Source organism: Flexivirga caeni, assembly GCF_003724155.1.
GTDB lineage: Bacteria > Actinomycetota > Actinomycetes > Actinomycetales > Dermatophilaceae > Flexivirga > Flexivirga caeni.
Window position 1 is genome coordinate 87,563 of the sequence record NZ_RJJQ01000002.1, and the last position, 22,440, is coordinate 110,002.

At 67.5% G+C, this 22,440-nt stretch carries 25 protein-coding genes; 18 read left to right on the plus strand and 7 right to left on the minus strand.

The genetic code is table 11. The features are described from left to right. Window positions 1–47 precede the first annotated feature (47 nt). Genes EFY87_RS02755 through EFY87_RS02765 form a run of 3 tightly spaced genes read right to left on the minus strand, consistent with a single transcriptional unit; the run spans window position 48 to window position 2,481 of the window. Complete coding sequence (locus EFY87_RS02755; protein ID WP_123269937.1) at window positions 48–1,016, minus strand: COX15/CtaA family protein; 969 nt, start codon at window positions 1,014–1,016, stop codon at window positions 48–50. After that, window positions 1,013–1,756 carry an ABC transporter permease gene (locus EFY87_RS02760; RefSeq protein ID WP_123269938.1) on the minus strand — a complete coding sequence of 248 codons (744 nt, stop codon included), beginning with the start codon at window positions 1,754–1,756 and terminating at the stop codon, window positions 1,013–1,015. The genes EFY87_RS02755 and EFY87_RS02760 overlap by 4 nt, the downstream gene beginning before the upstream one ends. Next, a complete protein-coding gene (locus EFY87_RS02765) occupies window positions 1,753–2,481 on the minus strand; it encodes an ABC transporter ATP-binding protein (protein WP_425459344.1) in 729 nt (242 codons plus the stop codon). Before EFY87_RS02765 ends, EFY87_RS02760 begins: the two co-directional genes overlap by 4 nt. Before the next feature lie 126 nt (window positions 2,482–2,607). On the opposite strand from EFY87_RS02765, the gene EFY87_RS02770 reads away from it, so the two are divergent. Genes EFY87_RS02770 through EFY87_RS02805 form a run of 8 tightly spaced genes read left to right on the plus strand, consistent with a single transcriptional unit; the run spans window position 2,608 to window position 9,241 of the window. Next, window positions 2,608–3,294, plus strand: coding sequence for a helix-turn-helix transcriptional regulator (locus EFY87_RS02770; protein WP_245988351.1), 687 nt, complete (start codon window positions 2,608–2,610; stop codon window positions 3,292–3,294). Window position 3,295: 1 nt separating this feature from the next. Then, window positions 3,296–4,714: a Fe-S cluster assembly protein SufB gene (sufB, locus tag EFY87_RS02775; RefSeq protein ID WP_123269940.1), complete on the plus strand. Its 1,419-nt coding sequence runs from the start codon at window positions 3,296–3,298 to the stop codon at window positions 4,712–4,714. Window positions 4,715–4,758: 44 nt separating this feature from the next. Then, window positions 4,759–5,943, plus strand: coding sequence for a Fe-S cluster assembly protein SufD (gene sufD / locus EFY87_RS02780; RefSeq protein ID WP_123269941.1), 1,185 nt, complete (start codon window positions 4,759–4,761; stop codon window positions 5,941–5,943). Continuing rightward, the gene (locus EFY87_RS02785) at window positions 5,940–6,281 is read left to right on the plus strand and encodes a non-heme iron oxygenase ferredoxin subunit (RefSeq protein ID WP_123269942.1); all 342 of its coding nucleotides are present in this window, start codon (window positions 5,940–5,942) and stop codon (window positions 6,279–6,281) included. Before sufD ends, EFY87_RS02785 begins: the two co-directional genes overlap by 4 nt. A gap of 58 nt (window positions 6,282–6,339) precedes the next feature. Then, window positions 6,340–7,098, plus strand: coding sequence for a Fe-S cluster assembly ATPase SufC (gene sufC, locus EFY87_RS02790; RefSeq protein WP_123269943.1), 759 nt, complete (start codon window positions 6,340–6,342; stop codon window positions 7,096–7,098). Between the two features lie 36 nt (window positions 7,099–7,134). Then, window positions 7,135–8,451, plus strand: a complete 1,317-nt coding sequence (locus EFY87_RS02795) for an aminotransferase class V-fold PLP-dependent enzyme (protein WP_123269944.1) — start codon at window positions 7,135–7,137, stop codon at window positions 8,449–8,451. Then, window positions 8,451–8,909, plus strand: coding sequence for a Fe-S cluster assembly sulfur transfer protein SufU (sufU, locus tag EFY87_RS02800; protein ID WP_123269945.1), 459 nt, complete (start codon window positions 8,451–8,453; stop codon window positions 8,907–8,909). Before EFY87_RS02795 ends, sufU begins: the two co-directional genes overlap by 1 nt. 5 nt (window positions 8,910–8,914) lie before the next feature. Further along, window positions 8,915–9,241: a metal-sulfur cluster assembly factor gene (locus EFY87_RS02805; RefSeq protein ID WP_123269946.1), complete on the plus strand. Its 327-nt coding sequence runs from the start codon at window positions 8,915–8,917 to the stop codon at window positions 9,239–9,241. A 104-nt stretch (window positions 9,242–9,345) separates the two neighbouring features. Here EFY87_RS02805 and ypfJ read toward each other — a convergent pair whose 3' ends face one another. Further along, window positions 9,346–10,311, minus strand: a complete 966-nt coding sequence (gene ypfJ, locus EFY87_RS02810) for a KPN_02809 family neutral zinc metallopeptidase (RefSeq protein ID WP_123269947.1) — start codon at window positions 10,309–10,311, stop codon at window positions 9,346–9,348. Between the two features lie 163 nt (window positions 10,312–10,474). On the opposite strand from ypfJ, the gene EFY87_RS02815 reads away from it, so the two are divergent. After that, on the plus strand, window positions 10,475–12,073 hold the full coding sequence (locus EFY87_RS02815; RefSeq protein WP_123270214.1) for an ABC-F family ATP-binding cassette domain-containing protein: 1,599 nt from the start codon (window positions 10,475–10,477) through the stop codon (window positions 12,071–12,073). Window positions 12,074–12,231: 158 nt separating this feature from the next. Continuing rightward, the gene (locus tag EFY87_RS02820; protein WP_123269948.1) at window positions 12,232–14,109 is read left to right on the plus strand and encodes an ABC transporter ATP-binding protein; all 1,878 of its coding nucleotides are present in this window, start codon (window positions 12,232–12,234) and stop codon (window positions 14,107–14,109) included. A gap of 16 nt (window positions 14,110–14,125) precedes the next feature. On the opposite strand, the gene EFY87_RS02825 is transcribed toward EFY87_RS02820, so the two are convergent. After that, a complete protein-coding gene (locus EFY87_RS02825) occupies window positions 14,126–14,878 on the minus strand; it encodes an SURF1 family cytochrome oxidase biogenesis protein (RefSeq protein WP_158607478.1) in 753 nt (250 codons plus the stop codon). Between the two features lie 78 nt (window positions 14,879–14,956). On the opposite strand from EFY87_RS02825, the gene moaA reads away from it, so the two are divergent. Beyond that, a complete protein-coding gene (gene moaA, locus EFY87_RS02830) occupies window positions 14,957–15,973 on the plus strand; it encodes a GTP 3',8-cyclase MoaA (RefSeq protein WP_123269950.1) in 1,017 nt (338 codons plus the stop codon). On the opposite strand, the gene EFY87_RS02835 is transcribed toward moaA, so the two are convergent. Further along, window positions 15,970–16,218 carry a hypothetical protein gene (locus EFY87_RS02835; RefSeq protein WP_245988352.1) on the minus strand — a complete coding sequence of 83 codons (249 nt, stop codon included), beginning with the start codon at window positions 16,216–16,218 and terminating at the stop codon, window positions 15,970–15,972. The genes moaA and EFY87_RS02835 overlap by 4 nt on opposite strands. Continuing rightward, window positions 16,215–16,514 carry a DUF3099 domain-containing protein gene (locus EFY87_RS02840; protein WP_245988355.1) on the minus strand — a complete coding sequence of 100 codons (300 nt, stop codon included), beginning with the start codon at window positions 16,512–16,514 and terminating at the stop codon, window positions 16,215–16,217. The genes EFY87_RS02835 and EFY87_RS02840 overlap by 4 nt, the downstream gene beginning before the upstream one ends. Window positions 16,515–16,638: 124 nt before the next feature. Here EFY87_RS02840 and fabG point away from each other — a divergent pair, with 124 nt between their 5' ends. The 7 genes from fabG (at window position 16,639) to EFY87_RS02875 (ending at window position 22,407) form a co-directional block, all read left to right on the plus strand. Further along, on the plus strand, window positions 16,639–17,349 hold the full coding sequence (gene fabG / locus EFY87_RS02845) for a 3-oxoacyl-ACP reductase FabG (RefSeq protein WP_123269953.1): 711 nt from the start codon (window positions 16,639–16,641) through the stop codon (window positions 17,347–17,349). Between the two features lie 59 nt (window positions 17,350–17,408). Then, window positions 17,409–18,176, plus strand: coding sequence for an enoyl-ACP reductase FabI (gene fabI / locus EFY87_RS02850; RefSeq protein ID WP_425459345.1), 768 nt, complete (start codon window positions 17,409–17,411; stop codon window positions 18,174–18,176). A 31-nt stretch (window positions 18,177–18,207) separates the two neighbouring features. Continuing rightward, window positions 18,208–20,397 carry a tetratricopeptide repeat protein gene (locus EFY87_RS02855; protein ID WP_123269954.1) on the plus strand — a complete coding sequence of 730 codons (2,190 nt, stop codon included), beginning with the start codon at window positions 18,208–18,210 and terminating at the stop codon, window positions 20,395–20,397. A gap of 181 nt (window positions 20,398–20,578) precedes the next feature. Further along, a complete protein-coding gene (locus EFY87_RS02860; protein WP_123269955.1) occupies window positions 20,579–21,157 on the plus strand; it encodes a type IV toxin-antitoxin system AbiEi family antitoxin domain-containing protein in 579 nt (192 codons plus the stop codon). Beyond that, window positions 21,154–21,462 carry a nucleotidyl transferase AbiEii/AbiGii toxin family protein gene (locus EFY87_RS20490; RefSeq protein ID WP_220093473.1) on the plus strand — a complete coding sequence of 103 codons (309 nt, stop codon included), beginning with the start codon at window positions 21,154–21,156 and terminating at the stop codon, window positions 21,460–21,462. Before EFY87_RS02860 ends, EFY87_RS20490 begins: the two co-directional genes overlap by 4 nt. Window positions 21,463–21,756: 294 nt before the next feature. After that, window positions 21,757–21,975 carry a hypothetical protein gene (locus EFY87_RS02870; protein ID WP_123269956.1) on the plus strand — a complete coding sequence of 73 codons (219 nt, stop codon included), beginning with the start codon at window positions 21,757–21,759 and terminating at the stop codon, window positions 21,973–21,975. Window positions 21,976–21,984: 9 nt separating this feature from the next. Next, window positions 21,985–22,407 carry a type II toxin-antitoxin system VapC family toxin gene (locus EFY87_RS02875; protein WP_123269957.1) on the plus strand — a complete coding sequence of 141 codons (423 nt, stop codon included), beginning with the start codon at window positions 21,985–21,987 and terminating at the stop codon, window positions 22,405–22,407. Window positions 22,408–22,440: the final 33 nt, after the last annotated feature.

Here is a 22,440-nt window from a genome sequence, read left to right on the forward strand (position 1 = left end):
CACGTGGTGATCGAGGCGTGCGGCTGCCGGATCTGAGCCTCTGAACGTCAGCGCGTGCGCAGGCTGAGCACGGCCCAGGTGGTCACGACCACGAGCAGGCTCGCGAGGATCATGTGCACCTCGACCAGCCCTGCGGGCACCTGCAGGAAGTACTGCGTGTAGCCGACGATCGCCTGCACGATGATCACGCAGATCACCCAGACCCATGCGCGCGGCGCGCGGGTATGGCGAGCCACCAGCAGGGTCGCCACGAGCATCGCCACGACCAGACCGGTGAGCAGCATGACCGTGTCGGCGTGCAGCCAGGCGACCGTGCGCAGGTCGAAGTGCAGCCGCGCCGGGTGCTCGGCGCTGTCACCGGAGTGCGGACCGGAGCCGGTGACCATGGTGCCGAGGAAGAGCACCACCGCCAGCACACCGGAGGTCACGTAGGCCAGCCAGCGCACTTCCCGAGGCACCAGAGCCGTTGCCGGCCGGTCCGTTTCGCGCGAGCGGTAGACCAGCCACGCGGAGGCACAGACCAGCACCATCGACGCGAGCATGTGGGTGGCGACGATGGCCGGATTGAGCTCGGTGCGTACGGCGATGCCGCCGACGACCGCCTGGACCGCAATGCCGAAGAGGATGAACGCGACCGGCGGCCACAGTCCGCGCCGCCGGGAGCCCCGGCGCTGGTCGAGGATGAGTCCGACGAGCAGCGCGACGGCGACCACGCTCACCACGCTGGTCAGCGTGCGATTACCGAATTCGACGTACTTGTGCCACGACTGCGCCTGGTGCTTCACCGGGGTGAGTGAACCGGGCACGCACTGCGGCCAGTCCGGACACCCCAGCCCGCTGGCCGTCAGCCGGACGAGGCCACCACTGGCCACGATCAGGACCTCGACGAAGAGGTTCAGCCAGAACAGCCGGCGCAGCCAGCGGGTCCACCCGGTGGGTGGCTCGACCGGTGGCAGTGGTGACCAGCTGGTGACGGGCTCCGGTCGCTCGACGGCTGCCTCGGGTGCGGTGATCATCGGTCGTCCCATCGGAAGGTCTTGGCCGTCGCCACGGTCAGGACTGCGCCCCACACCAGCAGCACCAGCACCGGCTCGACGAGGGAGTCGAAGTGCCCGGTCATCGCGTCGCGCAGGCCGTCGCCCAGTGCGCCGGAGGGAAGCAGCCGCACGACCGCACCGGCCGCTTCGGGGAACCGGTGGGTGGGCAGCAGCAACCCGCCGGCCCCGGCGAAGAGGATCCACAGCAGGTTGGCGACGGCCAGCACCGCCTCCGCGCGCAGGATGCCGGAAATGAAGAGCGCCAACGCGACCCAGGTCCACGTGCCGACCAGCATGAGCAGCAGGCCGACGAACAGGCCGGGACCGTCCGGATGCCAGCCGAAGCAGGCGCCGAGGATGCCGAGCACGAGGGTCTGCAGGGCGACGATCACCACGACGGCAATGGCCTTGCCCGCGAGCAGCCCGCCGCGGCCGAGCGGCGTGATGCCGAGGAGGCGGAGCACGCCATACCGGCGATCGAAACCGGTCGCGATTGCCTGCCCGGTGAACGCCGTCGACACCACAGCGAGCGCGAGCACGCTCGGCACCACGATGTCGATGCGCCGGCCCGGGCCGAGGTGGGGCGTACTGGTGACGGCCAGGCCGACCAGCGCGAGCGCGGGCAGCAGCAGGGAGACGAGCAGTTGCTCACCGTTGGACAGCAGCGTGCGGATCTCGAAGCCGGCCTGGCTGCGCGCGCGGATCGCCGGACTGGTCATCGCATGGTCTTTCCAGGGATGCGGGTGAGGGAGAAGTAGGTGTCCTCGAGGCTGGCCGTGCCGCTGACCTCGGTCACACTGCCCGCGGTGGCAACGGTGCCGGCAGCGACGATGATCACCCGGTCGGCGAGGCGCTCGGCTTCCTCGAAGGAATGCGTAGTGACGACGACACAGCAGCCGCGGTCGCGAGTGCGCCGCACGAGGTCCCAGACATCCAGGCGCGCGTGCGGGTCGAGGCCGGCGCTGGGTTCGTCGAGGAAGACGACGTCGGGCTGGCCGACGAGTGCGGCAGCCAGGGCGACGCGTTGACGCTGGCCACCGGAGAGCCGTCGCAAGGACGTATGGCGGAACTCCTCGATGCCGAGTTCGTCTACGAGAGAAGACAGTTCGCCGGTTTCGTCATACAGGCTGGCAAGGTGGTGCAGCAGCCGTAGCGGCTTGACCGAGCCGGGCAGCCCGCCGTCCTGCAGCATCACGCCGACCCGGCGGCGGTGATCGGCATCGGCGTGCCACGGGTCATTGCCAAGCACGCGAACGGTGCCCGACTCCGGCCGGCGCAGACCTTCGGCCATCTCCATGATCGAGGTCTTGCCCGCGCCGTTGGGGCCGAGGATGCAGGTGATCGCTCCCTGCGGCGCCTGCCAGCTCATGTCGTGGAGCGCGAGTTTGCTGCCGTAGTGGTGCGTCACACCGTCGACGATGACCGGCGGAACGGGAGCACTCACGACCGACAAGTGTAGGTCGTCACCTGGGAGCAACCTGTCATGCCCTCTGCTCGATGCCGGCGACCCATAGGGAACTTAGGTAAGCCTGGCTGGATCCCTCGCGCCGAATTACGTCACACTGATGTTGTGTTTATCGGTGGCGAGGTCAGCACGCGCGAACGCGTGCTGCGCACGATCTCCGAGCGCGGCCCCATCACGGCGGCCGAGCTGGCGGAGTCGCTCGGCCTCACCCCCGCGGCGGTCCGCCGCCACCTTGACTGCCTCGCGCACGACGAGCTGGTCGAGGAGCACGAGCCGACCGGCGCCGCCGAGCGCAAGCGCGGGCGTCCCGCGCGAGCGTATGTCGTGTCGTCTCTCGGCCACGCGCGTTTGCGCGGTGACTACGACTCGCTCGCCGGGTCGGTGCTGCACTTCCTGCGAGAGACCGCCGGTGACGCCGCGGTGACCGAATTCGCCCGGCAGCGTGCGGAATCCATGGCGCGTCAGGCGACGCCCGTCGTCGAGGCTGCCGGCCCGGACGTCGGCAGCCGCACCGAGGCACTTGCGGCTGCGCTCACCGACCAGGGTTTCGCCGCGTCCACCCGGCCCGTCGGGAATGACACCCACCTGGCCGGGGTTCAACTCTGTCAGGGGCACTGCCCGGTGCAGCATGTCGCGGCCGAGTTCCCCCAGTTCTGCGAGGAGGAGGCCAAGGCGTTCTCCCGGACACTCGGCGTCCACGTGCAGCGCCTCGCCTCGCTCGCACACGGCGACCACGTGTGCACCACCTTCGTACCAACGGCCACACCCCATGCGACGGAAAGGGATTCGTGAGATGACCACCATTGAAGAGCTCAACCCGGGACTGAAGGGCATCGGCAACTACGAGTACGGCTGGGCGGACAGTGATGTCGCTGGTGCCAGTGCGCGCCGAGGTCTCTCGCCGGAGGTCGTCGCCGACATCTCGGGTCGCAAGAGCGAGCCCGACTGGATGCTGCAGCGTCGCCTGAAGGCGCTGAAGCTCTTCGACAAGAAGCCCATGCCGTGGTGGGGCGCGGACCTCACCGGCATCGACTTCCAGAACATCAAGTACTTCGTGAAGTCCACCGAGAAGCAGGCGGCCACCTGGGACGAACTGCCCGAGGACATCAAGGCGACCTACGACAAGCTCGGCATTCCGGAGGCCGAGAAGCAGCGCTTGGTCGCGGGCGTCGCGGCGCAGTATGAGTCCGAGGTCGTCTACCACCAGATCCGTGAGGACCTGGAGGAGAAGGGTGTCATCTTCGTCGACACCGACACCGGCCTGCGCGAGCACGAGGACATCTTCAAGGAATACTTCGGCTCGGTCATCCCGGCCGGCGACAACAAGTTCGCGTCACTGAACACCGCTGTCTGGTCGGGTGGTTCGTTCATCTACGTGCCCAAGGGTGTGCACGTCGACATCCCGCTGCAGGCCTACTTCCGGATCAATACCGAGAACATGGGGCAGTTCGAGCGGACGCTGATCATTGCGGACGAGGACTCCTACGTCCACTACGTCGAAGGCTGCACCGCCCCGATCTACAAGTCGGACTCGCTCCACTCGGCCGTCGTCGAGATTGTGGTGAAGAAGAACGCGCGCGTCCGCTACACGACGATCCAGAACTGGTCGAACAACGTCTACAACCTGGTCACCAAGCGGGCCACCTGCGAGGCCGGCGCCACCATGGAATGGATCGACGGCAACATCGGCTCCAAGGTCACGATGAAGTACCCCGCGGTGTTCCTGCTCGGTGAGCACGCCCGCGGTGAGACCCTGTCGATTGCCTTCGCCGGCGAGGACCAGCACCAGGACACCGGCTCCAAGATGGTGCACGCGGCGCCGCACACGAGCTCGCACATCGTCTCGAAGTCCGTGGCGCGGGGCGGCGGCCGCACGTCATACCGCGGCCTGGTGCAGGTGCTGGAGGGTGCCGAGCACTCCAAGAGCTCCGTGGTGTGCGACGCGCTGCTGGTCGACCAGATCAGCCGCTCCGACACCTACCCCTATGTCGACGTGCGCGAAGACGACGTCGAAATGGGCCACGAGGCAACGGTTTCCAAGGTGAGCGAGGACCAGCTCTTCTACCTCATGTCACGCGGCATGACCGAGGACGAGGCGATGGCGATGATCGTGCGTGGCTTCGTCGAGCCGATCGCGCGGGAGCTGCCGATGGAGTACGCCCTCGAACTCAACCGCCTGATCGAACTCCAGATGGAGGGCGCGGTCGGCTGACTCGCCGCCCACCCAGCCGGTCGCCCCCACCACCTGAAAGGACCATGTTGAACTCCCTGTTGACGTCTTCGCCGAAGACGCACATTGACCCGGCCGCCCAGCTCGCCGCAGTCCCCGAGAAGTCGCGCGCCGAGCGCACCGCGTCGTTCGATGTCGCCGACTTCCCGATGCCGCACGGCCGCGAGGAGGACTGGCGCTTCACGCCGGTCGACCGGCTGACCGGTCTCCTTGCTGACGAGCCGACCGACGAGGGCGCGATGACCGTCGAGGTCTCCGACTCGTCGGTGATCGCACCACCGCTCGCTGCCGGCGAGGGTGTGCGCGGCACTGCGCTGATCCCCGGCGACCGTGCCTCAGCGCTCGCACATGCGCACAGCCGCAAGGCGTTGCACCTGCTGCTCGCCGCGGACACCGAGTATGCCGAGCCGGTGCGCGTGCAGGTGCGCGGCGCCCAGGGCAAGCGCTCCAACGGTCACGTCGTCATCGAGGCCGGCGCGAACGCGCATGCCCTCGTCATCCTCGAGCACACCGGCTCCGGTGAGCACACGGCCAACGTCGAGGTCGTCGTCGGTGACGGAGCGCACCTCACCGTCGTCTCCGTCCAGCAGTGGGCGGACGACGCGATCCATCTCGCTCAGCACGAGGCGCTCGTCGGTAGGGATGCGACCTACCGGCACATCGCCGTCACGCTGGGTGGTGCGATCGTCCGGATCAACGCGAACGTGAAGTATGCCGGTCCGGGCGCCGACGCCACCCTGCTCGGTGTCTACTTCGCCGACGCGCACCAGCATCTGGAGCACCGGACCTACATCGACCACAACGCTCCGCGCTGCAAGTCCCTGGTGACCTACAAGGGAGCCCTGCAGGGCGACGGTGCGCACAGCGTCTGGGTCGGTGACGTGCTGATCGGCGCAGAGGCGGAGGGCACGGACACCTACGAGCTCAACCGCAACCTGGTGCTCACCGACGGTGCGCGCGCCGACTCGGTGCCCAACCTGGAGATCGAGACCGGGGACATCGCGGGCGCCGGACACGCCAGCTCCACCGGCCGGTTCGACGACGAGCAGCTCTTCTACCTGCAGGCCCGCGGCATACCCGAGCACGAAGCGCGGCGGCTCGTCGTGCGTGGCTTCTTCGCCGACGTCATCAACAAGATCGGCGTGCCGGACGTCGTGGACCCGCTGATGGCCGCGATCGACGAGGAACTCGCCGTGGGTGACACCGCATGAGCGAAACCGACCAGCTCACCGCCGATTTCGTCCGCGTGTGCGCGCTGACCGAGTTGCCCGCGGGAGAAGCCGCGCTTGCCGAGATCAACGGCGTGCGGGTAGCCATGGTGCTGGACGACGAGGGCGTCGTCCACGCGGTCAACGACACGTGCAGCCATGCCAATGTCTCGCTCTCCGAGGGTGAGGTCGACGGCTGCACGATCGAGTGCTGGCTGCACGGCTCCCGCTTCGACCTGCGCACTGGCAAACCGACCGGACCGCCGGCCACGGTGCCCATCGCGGTCTACCCCGTCCGCGTTCAGGACGGCGACGTCTTCGTCTCCGTCCCCACGTCCTAGGGCTGCCCGTAGCCGCCTACCGACTTCGTGAAACTCACAGATTGAGAGCTGAAATACAATGGCAACGCTGGAGATTCGAGACCTGCACGTTTCGGTCGACACCGAGAACGACACCAAGGAGATCCTCAAGGGCGTCAACCTGACGGTGCGGTCGGGGGAGACCCACGCGATCATGGGCCCGAACGGTTCGGGCAAGTCCACCCTCGCCTACAGCATCGCGGGACACCCGAAGTATGCCGTGACGAGCGGCACCGTGACGCTCGACGGCGAGGATGTGCTGGCGATGAGCGTGGACGAGCGCGCCCGCGCCGGGCTGTTCCTGGCGATGCAGTATCCCGTTGAGGTGCCCGGCGTCACGGTCACCAACTTCCTGCGCACGGCGAAGACCGCCGTCTCCGGCGAGGCGCCCAAGCTGCGCACCTGGACCAAGGACGTCAAGGCCGCCATGGCGGAGCTGCGGATGGACAACGACTTCGCCGAGCGCGGTGTCAACGAGGGCTTCTCCGGTGGTGAGAAGAAGCGCCACGAAATCCTGCAGCTCGAGCTCCTGGAGCCGAAGATCGCGATCCTCGACGAGACCGACTCCGGCCTGGACGTCGACGCGCTGCGCATCGTGTCCGAGGGTGTCAACCGCGCCCAGGGCAAGGACAACACCGGCGTGCTGCTGATCACGCACTACACGCGGATCCTGCGCTACATCAAGCCGGACTTCGTGCACGTCTTCGTCGACGGCAAGGTCGCCGAGGAAGGTGGCCCGGAGCTGGCCGAGCGCTTGGAGGAAGAGGGCTACGACCGCTTCCTCGCGGCGAGGGTCTGAGCGGCGAAGTCACCTGGGGCACAGGGAAGTTCAGTAATGAATGGCTTTGACGTCGAGACAGTCCGGCAGGATTTCCCGATCCTGTCGCGCACCGTGCGCGACGGACGGCCGCTGGTCTACCTCGACTCGGGTGCGACCTCGCAGAAGCCGCGTGCGGTGCTTGACGCCGAACGCGACTTCTACGAGCAGCACAACGCCGCCGCACATCGTGGCGCGCATCAGCTGGCCGAGGAAGCGACCGAGGCATTCGAGGGCGCCCGGGCGACCGTGGCGGGTTTCATCGGCGCGCAGCCGGGTGAGGTGGTCTTCACCAAGAGTGCGACCGAAGCGCTCAACCTGGTCGCCTACGCGTTCAGCAACGTGGCGGTCGTGGCGGCAGACGCAGACGCGCCGGACGCTCTCGGCATACCCGGTGCGGACCCGGCGGTCACCGCACGCTTCCGCATCGGGCCGGGCGACGAGATCCTCACCACGGTCATGGAGCACCACGCCAACCTCGTGCCGTGGCAGGAACTCGCGCGCCGCACCGGCGCCACGCTGCGCTGGATCGAAGTGACCGGCGACGGCGAACTCGACCTAACCGGCATCGACGAGTTGCTCACCGAGCGCACGAAAGTCGTTGCCTTCGCTCATGTTTCGAACGTCCTGGGCACCATCAATCCGGTGCGGGAGCTGGTGGCCAAGGCTCGGGCGGTCGGTGCGCTCACAGTGCTGGACGCCTGTCAGTCGGTGCCGCACCTGCCGGTGGACTTCGGCTCGCTCGGTGTCGATTTCATGGCGTTCAGCGGACACAAGATGCTCGGGCCGTATGGCGTGGGCGTGCTCGCCGGGCGGCGCGAACTGCTGGACGCGATGCCGCCTTTCCTCTACGGCGGCTCGATGATCGAGCTGGTCCGGATGGAGGGTTCGACCTACGCGGCGCCGCCGCAGCGTTTCGAGGCCGGCGTGCCGAACGAGTCGCAGGCCGTCGGCCTGGCCGCCGCGTGCGACTACCTGTCGGCTCTCGGCATGCACGCCGTCGCCGCGCATGACCGGTCTATCACCCAGGCGGTGCTCGACGGGCTCGCGGAGCGCCCGTGGGTGCGTGTGCTCGGTCCGCGGTCCGTTGAAAAGCGCACGGGCGCAGTCGCATTCGTCATCGATGGCGTCCACCCGCATGACGTGGGGCAGGTGCTGGACGACTCGGGCGTCGCCGTGCGCACGGGACACCACTGTGCCTGGCCGCTGCATCGGGCATCGCGGATCACCGCGACGACGAGAGCCAGTTTCGGTCCCTACACCACACTCGGGGAGGTCGACGCCTTCCTGACGGCGCTCGACCGGGTGCCCGCGATCTTCGGGGTGGCCGTCTGATGGACCTCTACCAGGAGCTGATCCTCGACCACGCCAAGCATCCCGAACATGCCGGGCTGCGTGAGCCGTTCGACGCGCAGACGCATCACGTGAACACCACCTGCGGTGACGAGGTGACGCTGCGCGTCCGGGTGGCAGGTGACACCGTGCAGGACGTCTCCTACGACTCCCTCGGCTGTTCCATCTCTGTGGCGTCCGCATCGGTGCTCGCCGAGCAGGTAATCGGCCACTCGGTCGCCGACTCGCTGCAGACGTATGACGCCATGCACACGATGCTCACCTCCAAGGGTCAGGACCCCGGCGATGAGGAGATCATCGGCGACGGCGTCGCGTTCTCCGGTGTCTCGAAATATCCCGCGCGCGTCAAGTGCGCGCTGCTGCCCTGGGCGGCATACACCGACGCACTCGCGCAGGCGGGCGTCGACATCAGTTCTGTCACCAGCACATCGGGAGTCTGATCGATATGGCCGAAACAGTCACACCACCGAACGTCGCCGACGTCGAAGAAGCGCTGCGCGACGTCGTCGACCCCGAGCTCGGCATCAACGTCGTCGACCTCGGGCTCGTCTACGGCATCACCGTCGACGGCGCCAACAGCGCGGTCATCGACATGACCCTGACGTCCGCCGCGTGCCCGCTCACGGACGTGATCGAGGACCAGACCTCAGCTGCCCTGGAGGGTCTGGTGGAGACGCACCGGATCAACTGGGTGTGGATGCCGCCGTGGGGTCCGGACAAGATCACCGAGGACGGCCGGGAGCAGCTGCGCGCCCTCGGGTTCAACATCTGACCGAGCGGCGGCCGTTCTCGTCGTACGTAACCTTCGACGGTCGAGGTTTCGGGCTCAGCGCCCGCGCGGTGCCGTCCAGGCGGCGAACTGTGGGAATGTGCGGCTCACTCCACGTCGGCTGCGCCGAAGGTGTTGCACGCGTGGAGGGTGCCCTGCTCGTACCCGATGGTGAACCACTTCTGCCGTGCGGCGGACGAGCCGTGCGTCCACGTCTCGGGAGTCACGCGGCCCTGAGCCTTGGCCTGAATCCGGTCGTCGCCGACGGCTGCGGCCGCGGACAGGGCCGAATCGATGTCCGAACTGGTGATCTTCTTCAGCAGTGGCTCGATGGTCACGCCGTGCTGCCCGTTGCGCGAGCCATCGGCATACCCGGCCCAGATGCCGGCGAAGCAGTCGGCCTGCAGTTCCGTTCGGACTGAACCGGATTCAGCGCCTTGCGGGTCCTGCTGTGCCTTGCCGAGCAGGCCGAGGACGTCCTGGACGTGATGGCCGTACTCGTGCGCGAGCACGTATTCCTTGGCCAGCGGGCCGCCGTCTGAGCCGTAGTCGCTCTGCAACTCCTGGAAGAAGCCGGAGTCGAGGTAGACCCGCTTGTCGAGCGGACAGTAGAACGGACCCATCTGTGTGCTCGCCGTGCCACAGCCCGTCTGCATCCGACCGGCGAAGACCTTGGTCATCGCGGGGGTGTAGCTGTGGCCGGTCTGCTCAGGCAGGAACACCCGCCAGAATCCCTCGATGCTGGCGACGGTGCCCTTGATCAGGCACAGATCGTTCCTGTTGGCGTCGGCACCGGTCCGGCATTGGTCGAGTTGCTGCTGGATGGCGTCGCTTCCTGAGCCGATCTGCTTCTGGCCGTAGGGATTTGACTGGTCCTGGGTGATCTGCCCGGGATAGGCGCTGTCGCCGGAGCCACCAGTGAGATCGCCGCCGAAGAACACCAGGAGGAGCACCAGGATCACGCCGCCGACCCCGCCGACGGCGACCCCGCCGGGCATCATCCCGCCGCCACCACCGTTTCCCCCGCTGGACACGTCACTTGTGCCGATGTTGGCGTTGTCGTTGAACGTCACGACCAGGGTGCCCCTTCCTCCCAGCGACACCGGAAATCGATTGAGGCGTCGCTGACTCTCGTGCGTAGACTAGCGACTGAAGAGCTTCGGGCGCATGAGGCGAAGATGTGGAACGAATCTTCGCCTCATGCGCTCAGTCATGTGCCAGAACGGAAGGACGATCGTGATCACCGCCCAGGGGATCGAGTTACGTGCGGGATCCCGAATCCTCTTGGAGGAAGCGACCTTCCGGGTCGCCGCCGGTGACCGCGTCGGCCTCGTCGGACGCAACGGCGCCGGGAAGACGACCTTGACCAAGGTGCTGGCCGGCGAGGGACAGCCCGCGGCCGGCTCGGTCACCTCGTCCGGGGAGATCGGCTACCTGCCACAGGACCCTCGCACCGGCGATCTGACGATGGTGGCGCGTGACCGCATCCTGTCGGCGCGTGGCCTGGATGTGGTGATTCGTGACCTGCGTGCCGCCGAGAAGGCGATGGCCGACGAGAACGATGACAAGCGCGAGCGCGCGATGCGCCGGTATACCCGGCTGGACAACGAATTCGTCGGCAAGGGCGGGTATGCCGCCGAGTCGGAGGCCGCGTCGCTGGCGTCGTCTCTCGGTCTGCCCGCCCGCATCCTGGACCAGCCGCTGCAGACCCTTTCCGGTGGTCAGCGGCGCCGCGTCGAGCTCGCCCGGATCCTCTTCTCCGGCGCTGAGTCCTTGCTGCTCGACGAGCCCACCAACCACCTGGACGCGGACTCCATCCACTGGTTGCGCGACTACCTGAAGACCTACTCCGGCGGCCTGATCATCATCAGCCACGACGTCGAGATGCTGGACGAGGTGGTCAACCGGGTCTTCCACCTGGACGCGAACCGGGCCGCGATCGACCAGTACAACGTCGGCTGGAAGACCTATCTGAAGCAGCGGGAGACCGACGAGCGTCGCCGGCACCGGGAGCGGCAGAACGCCGAGAAGAAGGCCTCCGCGCTGCTCGCACAGGCCGAGAAGATGCGCTACAAGGCGACCAAGGCCACGGCGGCGCAGAACATGATCCGCCGGGCCGAGAAGATGCTGGCCGGCGCTGAGGGTACGCGAGCGCAGGACAAGGTGGCCAAGCTGCGGTTCCCGACGCCTGCAGCGTCCGGGAAGACACCGTTGATGGCGGAGGGACTGTCCCGGTCCTACGGATCCCTGGAGATCTTCACCGATGTCGATCTGGCGATCGACCGCGGCTCGAAGGTCGTCGTCCTCGGCCTGAACGGAGCCGGCAAGACGACCTTGCTGCGCATTCTCGCCGGGGTGGACCAGCCGGACACCGGCGAGGTCATCGCCGGGCACGGGCTCAAGCTCGGCTACTACGCGCAGGAGCACGAGAATCTCGACGTCGATCGCACCGTCCTGGAGAACATGAAGTCGGCCGCGCCCGACCTGGACGAAACCGAGACACGCAAGGTACTGGGGTCCTTCCTGTTCAGCGGCGACGACGTGCAGAAGCCCGCACGGGTGCTGTCCGGTGGCGAGAAGACGCGGCTTTCCCTTGCCCTGCTTGTGGTTTCGGCTGCGAACGTGCTGCTCCTCGACGAGCCGACGAACAATCTGGACCCGGCATCCCGCGAAGAGATCCTCGGGGCCCTGCACGCCTTCGAGGGTGCGGTCGTGCTCGTCACGCACGACCCGGGTGCCGTCGAGGCGCTCGAACCCGAGCGCGTGCTGCTGCTGCCTGACGGGGTCGAGGATCTGTGGGGCCCGGACTACGCGGACCTGGTGGAGCTGGCCTGACGGGCCCGTCCGGCCTGCGCCGCGCCGGGCGTTGAGACACGCCTGCGGCATACATCCGGGGCGGTCGTTGTTGCCGACTGACGGCGAATTCGCCGAGAGACGGTGCAATCGCGCCGTCGCTCGGTGAGGAAGCCGTCGTTCGCGGAGATGGGAGACAGATGAGCAACTGGCAGGTGATGCACTCGCTCACGCGCGACTCGACCGAGGCGGCAAAGCTGAAGCCGGGAACGGCAAAGCGGGTCCTCGGCTATGCCCGCCCCTATCGGCGCACCATCAGCGCGTTTCTCGTGCTCGTCGTGCTCGACGCCCTGCTGGTGATCGCAACCCCGTTGATTCTGAAGGAAATCGTCGACAAGGGCGTCGGCGACAAGGACACCCGGCTGGTCGTCTGGCTGGCTGTCGCGGCGGCGGTCGTCGCGGTCGTCGACGCGGCCCTCGGCGTCGTGGAGCGGTGGCTGTCGGCGAACCTCGGCGAGGGACTCATCTACGACCTGCGGCGCGAGGTCTTCGGGCACGTGTTGCGCCAGCCGATCGCGTTCTTCACCCGGGCGCAGACGGGGGCCCTTGTCACCCGGCTGAATTCGGACGTGATCGGCGCTCAGCAGGCGTTCACCTCGGTGATGTCGAACGTGGTTTCCAACCTGGTCAGCGTTGTCGTCATCGTGATCGCAATGGCGGCGCTGTCGTGGCAGATCACTCTCGCGGCGCTGGTGCTGGTGCCGTTCTTCCTCATCCCGACGCGCATGCTGGGCCGCCGGCTGGCCGGCCTGACCCGCGGTCAGATGATCGAGAACGCCGACCTCGGTGCCCGTATGACGGAGCGCTTCAACGTCGCCGGAGCGTTGCTCGTCAAGCTCTTCGGCCGCCCGGCGCAGGAAGACCAGGAGTATGCCGAACGCGCCGCGAAGGTGCGCGATTTCGGCATCAGCATCGCGGTGCAGCGGGCGATCTTCCTGGTCGGCCTGACCCTACTCGCGTCACTCGCGACCGCTGTCGTCTACGGCATCGGCGGCGTTATGGCGGTGCACGGTGCGCTGACCATCGGCACCCTGCTCGCACTCGCGGCACTGCTCGGCCGGCTCTACGCACCGCTGACCCAGTTGTCCAGCGTCCGTGTCGACGTGATGACCGCGCTGATCTCCTTCGAGCGAGTCTTCGAGGTGCTCGACCTCAAGCCGCTGGTGGCCGAAAAGCCCGGCGCGAGAGACCTTCCCGCAGGTCCGCTGAGCGTCGAGTTCCATGACGTCAGCTTCCGCTATCCGACTGCCGAGCAGGTCTCCATCGAGTCGCTGCAGACCGTGCTCACCCGGGACAAGGGCGACGGATCGACTGTCCTGCACGGAGTTTCGTTCAGCGCCCGGCCGGGTCAGATGGTGGCGCTCGTCGGACCGTCCGGCGCGGGCAAGACCACGGCCATCGGGCTGGTCTCGCGCCTCTACGACCCGACCTCGGGCGCTGTGCGCATCGGCGATGTCAATCTGCGGGATGCAAGCTTCGAGACCGTGCGGGACCGCGTCGGGGTGGTCACGCAGGAAGCGCACATGTTCCATGACACCATCCGCGCCAACCTGCTCTATGCGAAGCCGGACGCCACCGACGCCGAACTGGAGACGGTGCTGCGCGAGGCACAGGTCTGGAACCTGGTGCAGCGACTTCCCTACGGTTTGGACACGATGGTCGGCGACCGCGGGCACCGGCTGTCCGGCGGCGAGAAGCAGCGCCTCGCCATCGCGCGCTTGTTGCTGAAGGCTCCGTCTGTGGTGGTGCTGGACGAGGCGACCGCCCATCTGGACTCCGAGTCGGAGGCCGCCGTCTCCCGCGCGCTCGACTCGGCGCTGGCCGGGCGCACCTCGATCGTGATCGCCCACCGGCTGTCCACGATCCGGGACGCCGACCTGATCCTGGTGATGGAGGACGGGCGCATTGTGCAGAGTGGCACGCACGAGGAGCTGCTCGCAGCCGGTGGCACGTATGCCGACCTCTACCACACGCAGTTCCGCGAACCGGACCGCAGCGAGCAGCCGGCCGCGGGCTGAGCGAGTCCGACGTGCGCTATTCGTCCTCTTCGTCCCAGATGCGCACCTTCTTCGGCTTCACCGGATGCGTCTCGTCGGACTCCAGCTCCTCGCGGCGCAGCCGGACGACGTAGAACACGAGGCCGGCGGCTGCACCGAACCACCACTGCAGTGCATAGCTGAGATTGACCCCCGCGTAATCCCCGGGCGTCGGCTTGGGCAGCGGTGCCAGGCCGTGCCGCGTCACCGCCGCGGCCGGCTTCTCCGTGCGCATCAGGACGTACGCGCCGCCGAGCAGTTGCTGCCCGGTAAGGCCCGAAATCTGGTGCAGATCGATCGAATTCACCTGACCGGGCACGGACCTCTTGTCCTTCATCGGTTCTCCGGGGCGCAGCCAGCCGACGACGGTGATTTCGCCGGGCGGCGTTTCCGGCACTGCGGACGGTGCTTCGGCGGTCGGGCCGTTGTTGATCCAGCCCCGGTCGACCAGCACGGTGGTGCCGTTGGTCTGCCGGAAGGGTATGACGACCTCGTAGCCGTAGTAGCCGTCGTTCGGCCGGTTGCGCACCAGGATGCGCTTCGCGGCGAGATAGCTGCCGTGCAGCGCCACCTGTTTCCACGTGTCGTTGGGGGACAGCACGGCGTCCTGGGTCGGCAGGATCGACGTGATGCCCACCGGATCGGCGTTGTAGTTGTCGTTGAGCTGGTGCTGGGACAGCTTCTTGCCCTCGAAGCGGTGCCATTGCCACCTGCCGAGGAAGACACACGCCACGGCCCACACGATCGCCACCAGGAGCCACGTCAACCATCGTCGGGTGAAGAACCTGCGGAGCACATGAAGACGGTAACCGGCATATCCTGGAGGCATATGAGCACCCTCGACGAAACCCGCGCCGGCCTGCCGGACACCTTCGGCCGCATCGCGACCGACCTGCGTGTCTCGGTGACCGATCGATGCAATCTGCGGTGCGCTTACTGTATGCCGGCAGAAGGGCTCGATTGGCTGCCGCGGCCGGAGCTGCTGGACAACGACGAACTCGTGCGGGTGATCGGCATCTTCACCCGGCTCGGCATCCGGACGATCCGCCTGACCGGGGGCGAGCCGCTGCTGCGCCGCGGGTTGCCGGGTCTCGTGCGTCGCATCTCGGAGCTGCCCCACGCGCCACGAATCGCGATGACCACCAACGGGATCGGCCTCGATCGCCTGGCGGGACCGCTTGCGGAGGCGGGCCTGGAGCGCATCAACATCTCCCTCGACACGGTCGAGCCGGAGCGGTTCAAGGAGCTCACCCGGCGCGATCGTTTCGCCGACGTGGAGCGCGGCATCAAGGCTGCCCAGGATGCAGGCCTCGCGCCGGTGAAGATCAACGCCGTCGCGATGCACGATGCCAGCGGACGCGACAACCCGGCCGATCTCTTGCGGTGGTGCCTTCACCGCGGCCTGCAGTTGCGATTCATCGAGCAGATGCCGCTCGACGCAGGGCACACCTGGGCGCGCGACCGGATGTTCACCGCCGCCGAGCTGCGGACGGTGCTCGAGGAGCACTTCACGCTCACGGCGCTGCCCGACGAGACGCGTGGCAGCGCGCCCGCGGAGCTCTTCCTGGTCGACGGCGGCCCGGAGACGGTCGGCGTCATCGCGAGTGTGACGGCGCCGTTCTGCGCGGCGTGTGACCGGGTGCGGTTGACGGCCGACGGTCAGGTTCGCAACTGCCTGTTCGCGCGTGACGAGAACGATCTGCGCGGTCCGTTGCGTGCGGGCGCCAGCGATGAAGAACTGGCGGACGTCATCCGCGCCAACCTGCTGCGAAAGCACCGCGGGCACGGCATCGGGGAGCCGACCTTCCAGCAGCCCGATCGGCCGATGTCGTCGATCGGCGGCTAAGGAGCGCTCGGTCGGTCGGCCGGGTCGAGCTCATCGATCGGCACGACGTGCATCGGAAAACCGCGCAGCGACAGGAAATCCGACAACGTCGTGCGGTGTTCGTCGCAGGCGAGCCAGGTCTTGTGCCGGTCCTCGGCATGGATCCGCGGGTTGCGCCATACGATGGCGTATGACGCATCCCGGCGGCAGCCTTTCGCGCTGCACTGCGTGGGTCGCGCTGCCGCCATCGGCTCGGGAAGGCTCACGGGTGCGGGCCGTGCAACTGCTGCCGCGGCGACAACGGCCGCTGCCGGCCACGCACCCGCTTGCGTTTCTGGTTGGCCGCGTTGGCGCCGATCACCGCGATCTCGGGAAGCACACAGGCGAGAACGACGCATACCCAGCGAGCCGGGCCGGTGAGGAGGTAGGCCAGTACGAATGCCGCCGTCCGCAATCCCATCGCGATCGCGTAGTTGCGCATTCGCTTGTCGAGGTCGTGTTTGCCCGGCATCGGCAGATCGGTCGCCGATGGCACGTCAGGACGGTCTTTCGGGCGGGGCACGCCATCCATTGTAGGTGTCGCCGTACTCTGGCACGCCATGCGCGCTACCGTCGGGTAGTCCAATAGCCTGTCGTTCCCGCGCCGGACCCGGAGCGGCGAGCAGCGATCGCCGAGGAGACATCAGATGCCGCAGCACGTGCTGATCACCGGAGGAAACCGAGGAATCGGCCGGGCGATCGCCGAAGCGTTCGTTGCGACCGGCGACGACGTGGTGGTGACCTCCCGCAGCGGCACCGACGGTCCCGGCGGCGCCACGACGGTGGCGTGCGATGTGACCGACACCGCCTCGGTCGACGCCGCGTTCGCTGCGGCCGAGGAACACTTCGGCGGTCCGGTGGAAGTCGTCGTCGCCAACGCCGGTATCACCGAGGACACCCTCTTGATGCGGATGACGGACGAGCAGTTCGACTCGGTGATCGACACGAATCTCGCTGGAGCGTTCCGCTGCGCACGCCGCGCGACCAAAGGCATGATTCGCAACAAGGGCGGGCGAATTATCTTTGTTTCCAGTGTTGTCGGGCTGCTCGGCGGCCCGGGTCAGGTCAACTACGCCGCGTCCAAGGCCGGCCTGGTCGGTATGGCGCGTTCGATCGCACGCGAACTCGGCAAGAAAGCCATCACCGCCAACGTCGTCGCGCCGGGCTTCATCGACACCGACATGACGCGTGCTCTGCCCGAGGCCCAGCGCAAGGCGTATGTCGACTCGATCCCGGCCGCCCGGCTGGCCGAGCCCGACGAGGTCGCCCAGGTGGTGCGGTTCCTCGCCAGTGACGCTGCTTCCTACATCAACGGCGCCGTGATCCCCGTCGACGGCGGTCTCGGCATGGGTCACTGACCGCGCACCCACCGAAACCACAACCAGACCGAAAACGACACGGACACAAGGGAGTCGACGTGGCAGGCATCGTCGAAGGCAAACGGCTGTTGATCACCGGCATCACGATGGAGTCCTCCATCGCGTTCCGCGTGGCCAAGCTGGCGCAGAAGCAGGGCGCCGAGGTGATCCTGACCTCGTTCGGCCGGATCATGCGGATCACCCAAACCATCAGCAAGCGGCTGCCGACGACGCCGGAGCTCTTCGAACTCGACGTCACCAGCGCCGAAGACCTCGACAGCCTGGCCGATCGGCTGCAGGCGGCGGGCATCGACTCCCTCGACGGAGTGCTGCACTCGATCGGCTTCGCGCCGCCCGGAGCGTTCGACTTCATGGCGGGCACCTGGGAGGACGCGGCGACCGCGTTGCACGCCTCGGCATACTCGCTGAAAGCACTTGCGGTTGCTGCACTTCCGCTGATGACACAGGGGTCCTCGCTGGTCGGGCTGACGTTCGACGCGAAGTTCGCGTGGCCGGTCTACGACTGGATGGGGGTCGCGAAGGCGGCGTTCGAGTCGACCAACCGCTACCTCGCGCGCGACCTCGGCCCGAAGGGCATCCGTGCGAATCTGGTGTCGGCCGGGCCGATCCGGACGACGGCCGCCAAGTCGATCCCCGGCTTCGAGGAGATGGAACAAGGGTGGAGTGAGCGCGCGCCGCTGGGCTGGGACGTCACCGACCCCGGTCCTGCCGCGCAGGCGTGCCTGGCGCTCATGTCGGACTGGTTCCCGGCCACGACAGGTGAGATCGTGCACGTCGACGGCGGCGTGCACGCGATGGGGCAGTGAGTCCCAGACCGATTCACTAGGCTGCTCCGACATGGAGACCTCGGCCAGCGTCCGCGTCGTCGGGGCGCGAATCCTGCGCGGCCCCAACCTGTATTTCACCCGGCCAGCAGTCAAGCTGACCTTGCGTGTGCCGGGCTATCTCGAGGGCGAGGGCGACCGGCTGCGCGCACTGGGGGCAACCTTGGGGGTGCGTGCGCGGGAGGCCGGCCAGCCCGGCAGCGAGGCACGGCGCGGCTTCGTGCTGCGGCTGGTCGAGCGCACCATCCGGTTGGTGCTGCGTGAGGCGGGGGTGGTCCGCATCGGCGTGCGGGTACGCGCGGGGGAGGAGATTGACGAGATCGTCGTGGTGTGCGCACTCGCCAATGCCGGGCGCGCCGAGGTCGTCTCCGAGGTGCTCGGCCCGCTGCTGCAGGACCTGCTCGACGGGGCCAATGTCACGGAAGCCTTTGCCGTAGCAGGAGATCGGGTGCGCTCGGCACCGCTCGGCGAGCGGGTGCGGGCACTGCGCCCCACGATCCCGGTGGTGGCGGTCACGGGCACCAATGGCAAGACGACCACGACCCGGTTGATCGCCCACCTGGGTATGGCGGCCGGGCTGCGCACCGGATGGAGTTCCACGGACGGGGTGCTGGTCCAGGGCGAGCTGGTCGACTCCGGGGATTACTCGGGCCCAGGTGGCGCGCGGGCCGTGCTCGGCGCACCGGGCGTGCAGTTCGGGGTGCTGGAGACCGCGCGGGGCGGGATGCTCTGGCGCGGGCTCGGGACGGCATACAACGACGTCAGCGTCGTGACCAACGTCAGCCCGGACCACCTGGGCATGGATGGCATCGAGACCCTTGACCAGTTGGCCGAGGTGAAGGCGATCATCACCAAGGTGACCAAGCCGAAGGGCTGGGTCGTGCTGAACGGCGACGACCCACGGGTCTGGGCGATGCGTACGTCGGCGAGCGGCCAGCCGTGGTGCTTCAGCCTGGATCCCGAATCGCCCTCGCTCCGCGAGTCGCTGGAGGCGCACGGGCGCGGCATCACGGTGCTCGATGGCGACATCGCGGTGCTGCGTCCGGGCGCGTCACCGGACCGGCTGATCAGCCTGGTGGATGTGCCCATGACCTTGTCCGGGCTCTCCGAGCACAATGTCGCCAACGCGCTGGCCGGTGCTGCCGCCGGGCTCGGCGCAGGTCTGCCCCGGGATGCCGTCGTCGAGGGTCTGCGCACCTTCACCCCGGACTACCGGCTCAATCCGGGGCGGATGAACATCTACACGGTGACGCTGCCGCAGGCCGGCACGGCCACGGTGATCCTCGACATGGCGCACAACGAGGCCGGCCTGGAAGCGCTGCTGCGGGTCGGGCGGGGCCTCGTCCGGCCCGGGTCGCAGTTGCAGCTGGGACTCGGCACCGGCGGCGACCGCACGGACGAGATCCTGGTCCGGATGGGCGAGATGGCGGGTGTCGGTGCAGACCGGGTGCAGATCCAGCACAAGGAGCGCTATCTGCGCGGCCGGTCCATGGAGGAGCTGGAAAGTTTTCTACGCCAAGGGCTTTCGCATGTTGGCGGCATACCGACGGCGTCCTGGCCGGACGAGTTCAGCGGGCTGACCGGGTTGCTCGCGGCGGCCCACGATGGCGATGTTTTGGCGATGATGACCCACTCGGACCGGGCGAAGCTGCACCAGTGGCTGATGGCGCACGGTGCGACTGCAGACGACGCTGCGACGATCCGGCGCAAGGTCGTGGCTGCCCGGGGCGAGCATGAAGCGGAGCGCGAGATTGCCGAGCTGTGGGAACTGGCCGATAGTGCGGCGCGGATCGACGCCGCGCGGGCGCTGCACCGGCGTTTCCCGAAGGACGGGCGCGTGCTCTACGAACTGGCGGGCAGCTACGACTCCGCGGGGGAGGAGGAGCAGGCGCTCGAATGGTACGAACGCGCCCGCAAGCGGCGGCTCGACGAGCCCTACCGGCACCGGGCGATGATCCAGCAGGCGTCCACGCTGCGACACCTCGGCCGCTTGGGCGAGTCGCTGGCGATCCTCGACCAGCTGGCGGAGGACTACCCCGACAACAGTGCTGTCATCCTCTTCCGGGCGCTGACGCTGCACGACCTCGGCCGCGATGCCGAGGCATTGCAAGCAACCGCAGGCCAATTGGTCGCATCCAGTGCCGAGCCGGACGTGCAGCGATACCTCAACTCGCTCACCCGCTTCACCGCCGCGATCGAATAGCACTCGGCGGCGTCTGCTTCCGTCGGGTATGCCGATCGCGCGGTATGCCGCGCGATGTGTCTACTCGAACGGATGGCAATGGCATTCCCGGGACGGCTGGCATCGGCTCAGTGGCTTTCCGAAACGCATACAGATACCCTCAGTGTGTCATCGTTTCGGATGAGGGCGCTGAAGGAGTGGCATGTCGACGATTGCTCTGCCTCCGGCGTTCACCCTCTCGGATGCTCGTGTCGCCGGCCTGCGGAAGGACCAGGTGTACGAGCTACTGGCCCACGGCCAGATCGAGCGGCTCGGCCGGGGGTTGTTCGTGCGACCGGAGTCCATTGACCCGACGTATCTCACTCTTGCCGCAGCGACCGCCGCGCGACCCGCGGCGACGCTGTGCCTCACGAGTGCACTCGTCCGCCACGAGCTGAGTGATGCCATCCCGCTGAGCACGGACATCGCCCTCCCGCGTGGAACCAGGCACCCTGTGGGACTGGAGCACGCTTCCTGGCACAGCTTCGACGTGGCGACCTTCGACATCGGTCGTGAGTTCGCCGATGCTGGCGAGGGGATGGAGGTCGCTCTGTATTCAGCGGAGCGGACGATCGTCGACTGCTTCCGCCTGATGCACCAGGAGGGCAACGATGTCGCCCACCTCGCCCTGCGGCGTTGGCTTTCCCGCCGTGGCAACTCTCCGTCGGCCTTGCTGAAGACGGCATCATCGTTCCCGAAGGCGTTGCCCCGGCTGCGTTCGGCTCTGGAGGTGCTGCTGTGACTCCGCCCGCGCCGGCCGGGAACACTCCCGAAGGACGCGCTTACAACGCACTGCGAAGTCTGGCACGGCGCCGTGGCAGGGACCCCGCCGAATACTTCACGCTCTATGCGCTGGAAGGGTTTCTGGTGCGGCTCGCTGCGTCGGCGTATGCCGATGACGTCGTCCTCAAAGGGGGTGTGCTCCTCGCGGCATTCACGGCGAGGCGGCCGACCCGGGACATCGATCTCGCAGCCACTGGCTTCACCAATGACGTGCCAGACGTCGAACGACGAATCCAGCAGGTATGTGGCACAGGAGGTGGATGACGGGCTCACCTTTGACCCAGATTCGATCGACGGTGAGCTGATCCGAGATGACGCGGCCTACGCGGGAGTGCGGCGTTCGGATGGCCGCACGCTTGGCATCGGCACAGATCCCGCTGTTCGGCATATGCGACCGCCGCTGCTCCGAAGGACGAACTCAACTCGCGATGAGTGTGCTCCACCACCTGATCACCTTATGCAGGCGCTGACACATGACCAGCGGAAGGGCTGTCAGGACATCCATCAGCACGCAGCCCCGTTCCAGCCGCATTCGCGCTGAGCTGGCACAATAGACCTGTGACCACCCGTGAGCGGCTGCATCTGCTCGTCGACGATATGGACGACGAGCAGGTCGAGCGCGCTCTGCGGGTAGTTGGTCCGATTGTGCATCCCCGCTCTACCGACGCTGAACCTGGGCGGCAGCCCCTGCCTGATTTCGTAGGGAGCTTCGACAGCGGACGCCGCGACCTGTCCCAGCGGGTGGACGAGCTGCTTGCCGACGGCTTTGGTCGCTGACCGTTCGTCGTGATTCTGGTCGACACCAACGTCATCGTGGCGCTGGCGGATAGGTCCGATACCGATCACGAACGCTGCCTTCGCTGGCTGGAAGAACAGACTGACGTGCTGGCCCTGCCGGTCACCGTTCTGGCTGAGGCGTGCTACCTCATCGACCGGTTCGGCGGCCCGACCGCAGAGGCGCGGTTCCTCGATTCGATGGGCAGTGAGCCTCACCGCCGCTTCCGTGTACTGGACCTCACTGACGGCGATCTGCGCCGAATGTCCGAACTCGTCCGGCAGTATGCCGATCGGCGGATCGGCGGCACCGACGCCTCGCTGGTCGCGGTCGCCGAACGGCTTGGCGTCACCACCATCGCCACCGTAAACCGCAGAGACTTCGACAACGTACGACCCCGCCACCTGCCCGCCTTCACCATTGTCCCCACGTAGAGCGCCCGACTCCGCGGTCTGGGAGTAGCAGCC

What these genes read in the sequence shown, in the direction of transcription:
- EFY87_RS02755 (WP_123269937.1), bottom strand. Translation starts at nt 1,016, where the DNA reads ATGATCACCGCACCCGAGGCAGCCGTCGAGCGACCGGAGCCCGTCACC.
- EFY87_RS02760 (WP_123269938.1), bottom strand. Translation starts at nt 1,756, where the DNA reads ATGACCAGTCCGGCGATCCGCGCGCGCAGCCAGGCCGGCTTCGAGATC.
- sufB (WP_123269940.1), top strand. Translation starts at nt 3,296, where the DNA reads ATGACCACCATTGAAGAGCTCAACCCGGGACTGAAGGGCATCGGCAAC.
- sufD (WP_123269941.1), top strand. Translation starts at nt 4,759, where the DNA reads ATGTTGAACTCCCTGTTGACGTCTTCGCCGAAGACGCACATTGACCCG.
- EFY87_RS02785 (WP_123269942.1), top strand. Translation starts at nt 5,940, where the DNA reads ATGAGCGAAACCGACCAGCTCACCGCCGATTTCGTCCGCGTGTGCGCG.
- sufC (WP_123269943.1), top strand. Translation starts at nt 6,340, where the DNA reads ATGGCAACGCTGGAGATTCGAGACCTGCACGTTTCGGTCGACACCGAG.
- EFY87_RS02795 (WP_123269944.1), top strand. Translation starts at nt 7,135, where the DNA reads ATGAATGGCTTTGACGTCGAGACAGTCCGGCAGGATTTCCCGATCCTG.
- sufU (WP_123269945.1), top strand. Translation starts at nt 8,451, where the DNA reads ATGGACCTCTACCAGGAGCTGATCCTCGACCACGCCAAGCATCCCGAA.
- EFY87_RS02805 (WP_123269946.1), top strand. Translation starts at nt 8,915, where the DNA reads ATGGCCGAAACAGTCACACCACCGAACGTCGCCGACGTCGAAGAAGCG.
- EFY87_RS02820 (WP_123269948.1), top strand. Translation starts at nt 12,232, where the DNA reads ATGAGCAACTGGCAGGTGATGCACTCGCTCACGCGCGACTCGACCGAG.
- moaA (WP_123269950.1), top strand. Translation starts at nt 14,957, where the DNA reads ATGAGCACCCTCGACGAAACCCGCGCCGGCCTGCCGGACACCTTCGGC.
- fabG (WP_123269953.1), top strand. Translation starts at nt 16,639, where the DNA reads ATGCCGCAGCACGTGCTGATCACCGGAGGAAACCGAGGAATCGGCCGG.
- EFY87_RS02855 (WP_123269954.1), top strand. Translation starts at nt 18,208, where the DNA reads ATGGAGACCTCGGCCAGCGTCCGCGTCGTCGGGGCGCGAATCCTGCGC.
- EFY87_RS02860 (WP_123269955.1), top strand. Translation starts at nt 20,579, where the DNA reads ATGTCGACGATTGCTCTGCCTCCGGCGTTCACCCTCTCGGATGCTCGT.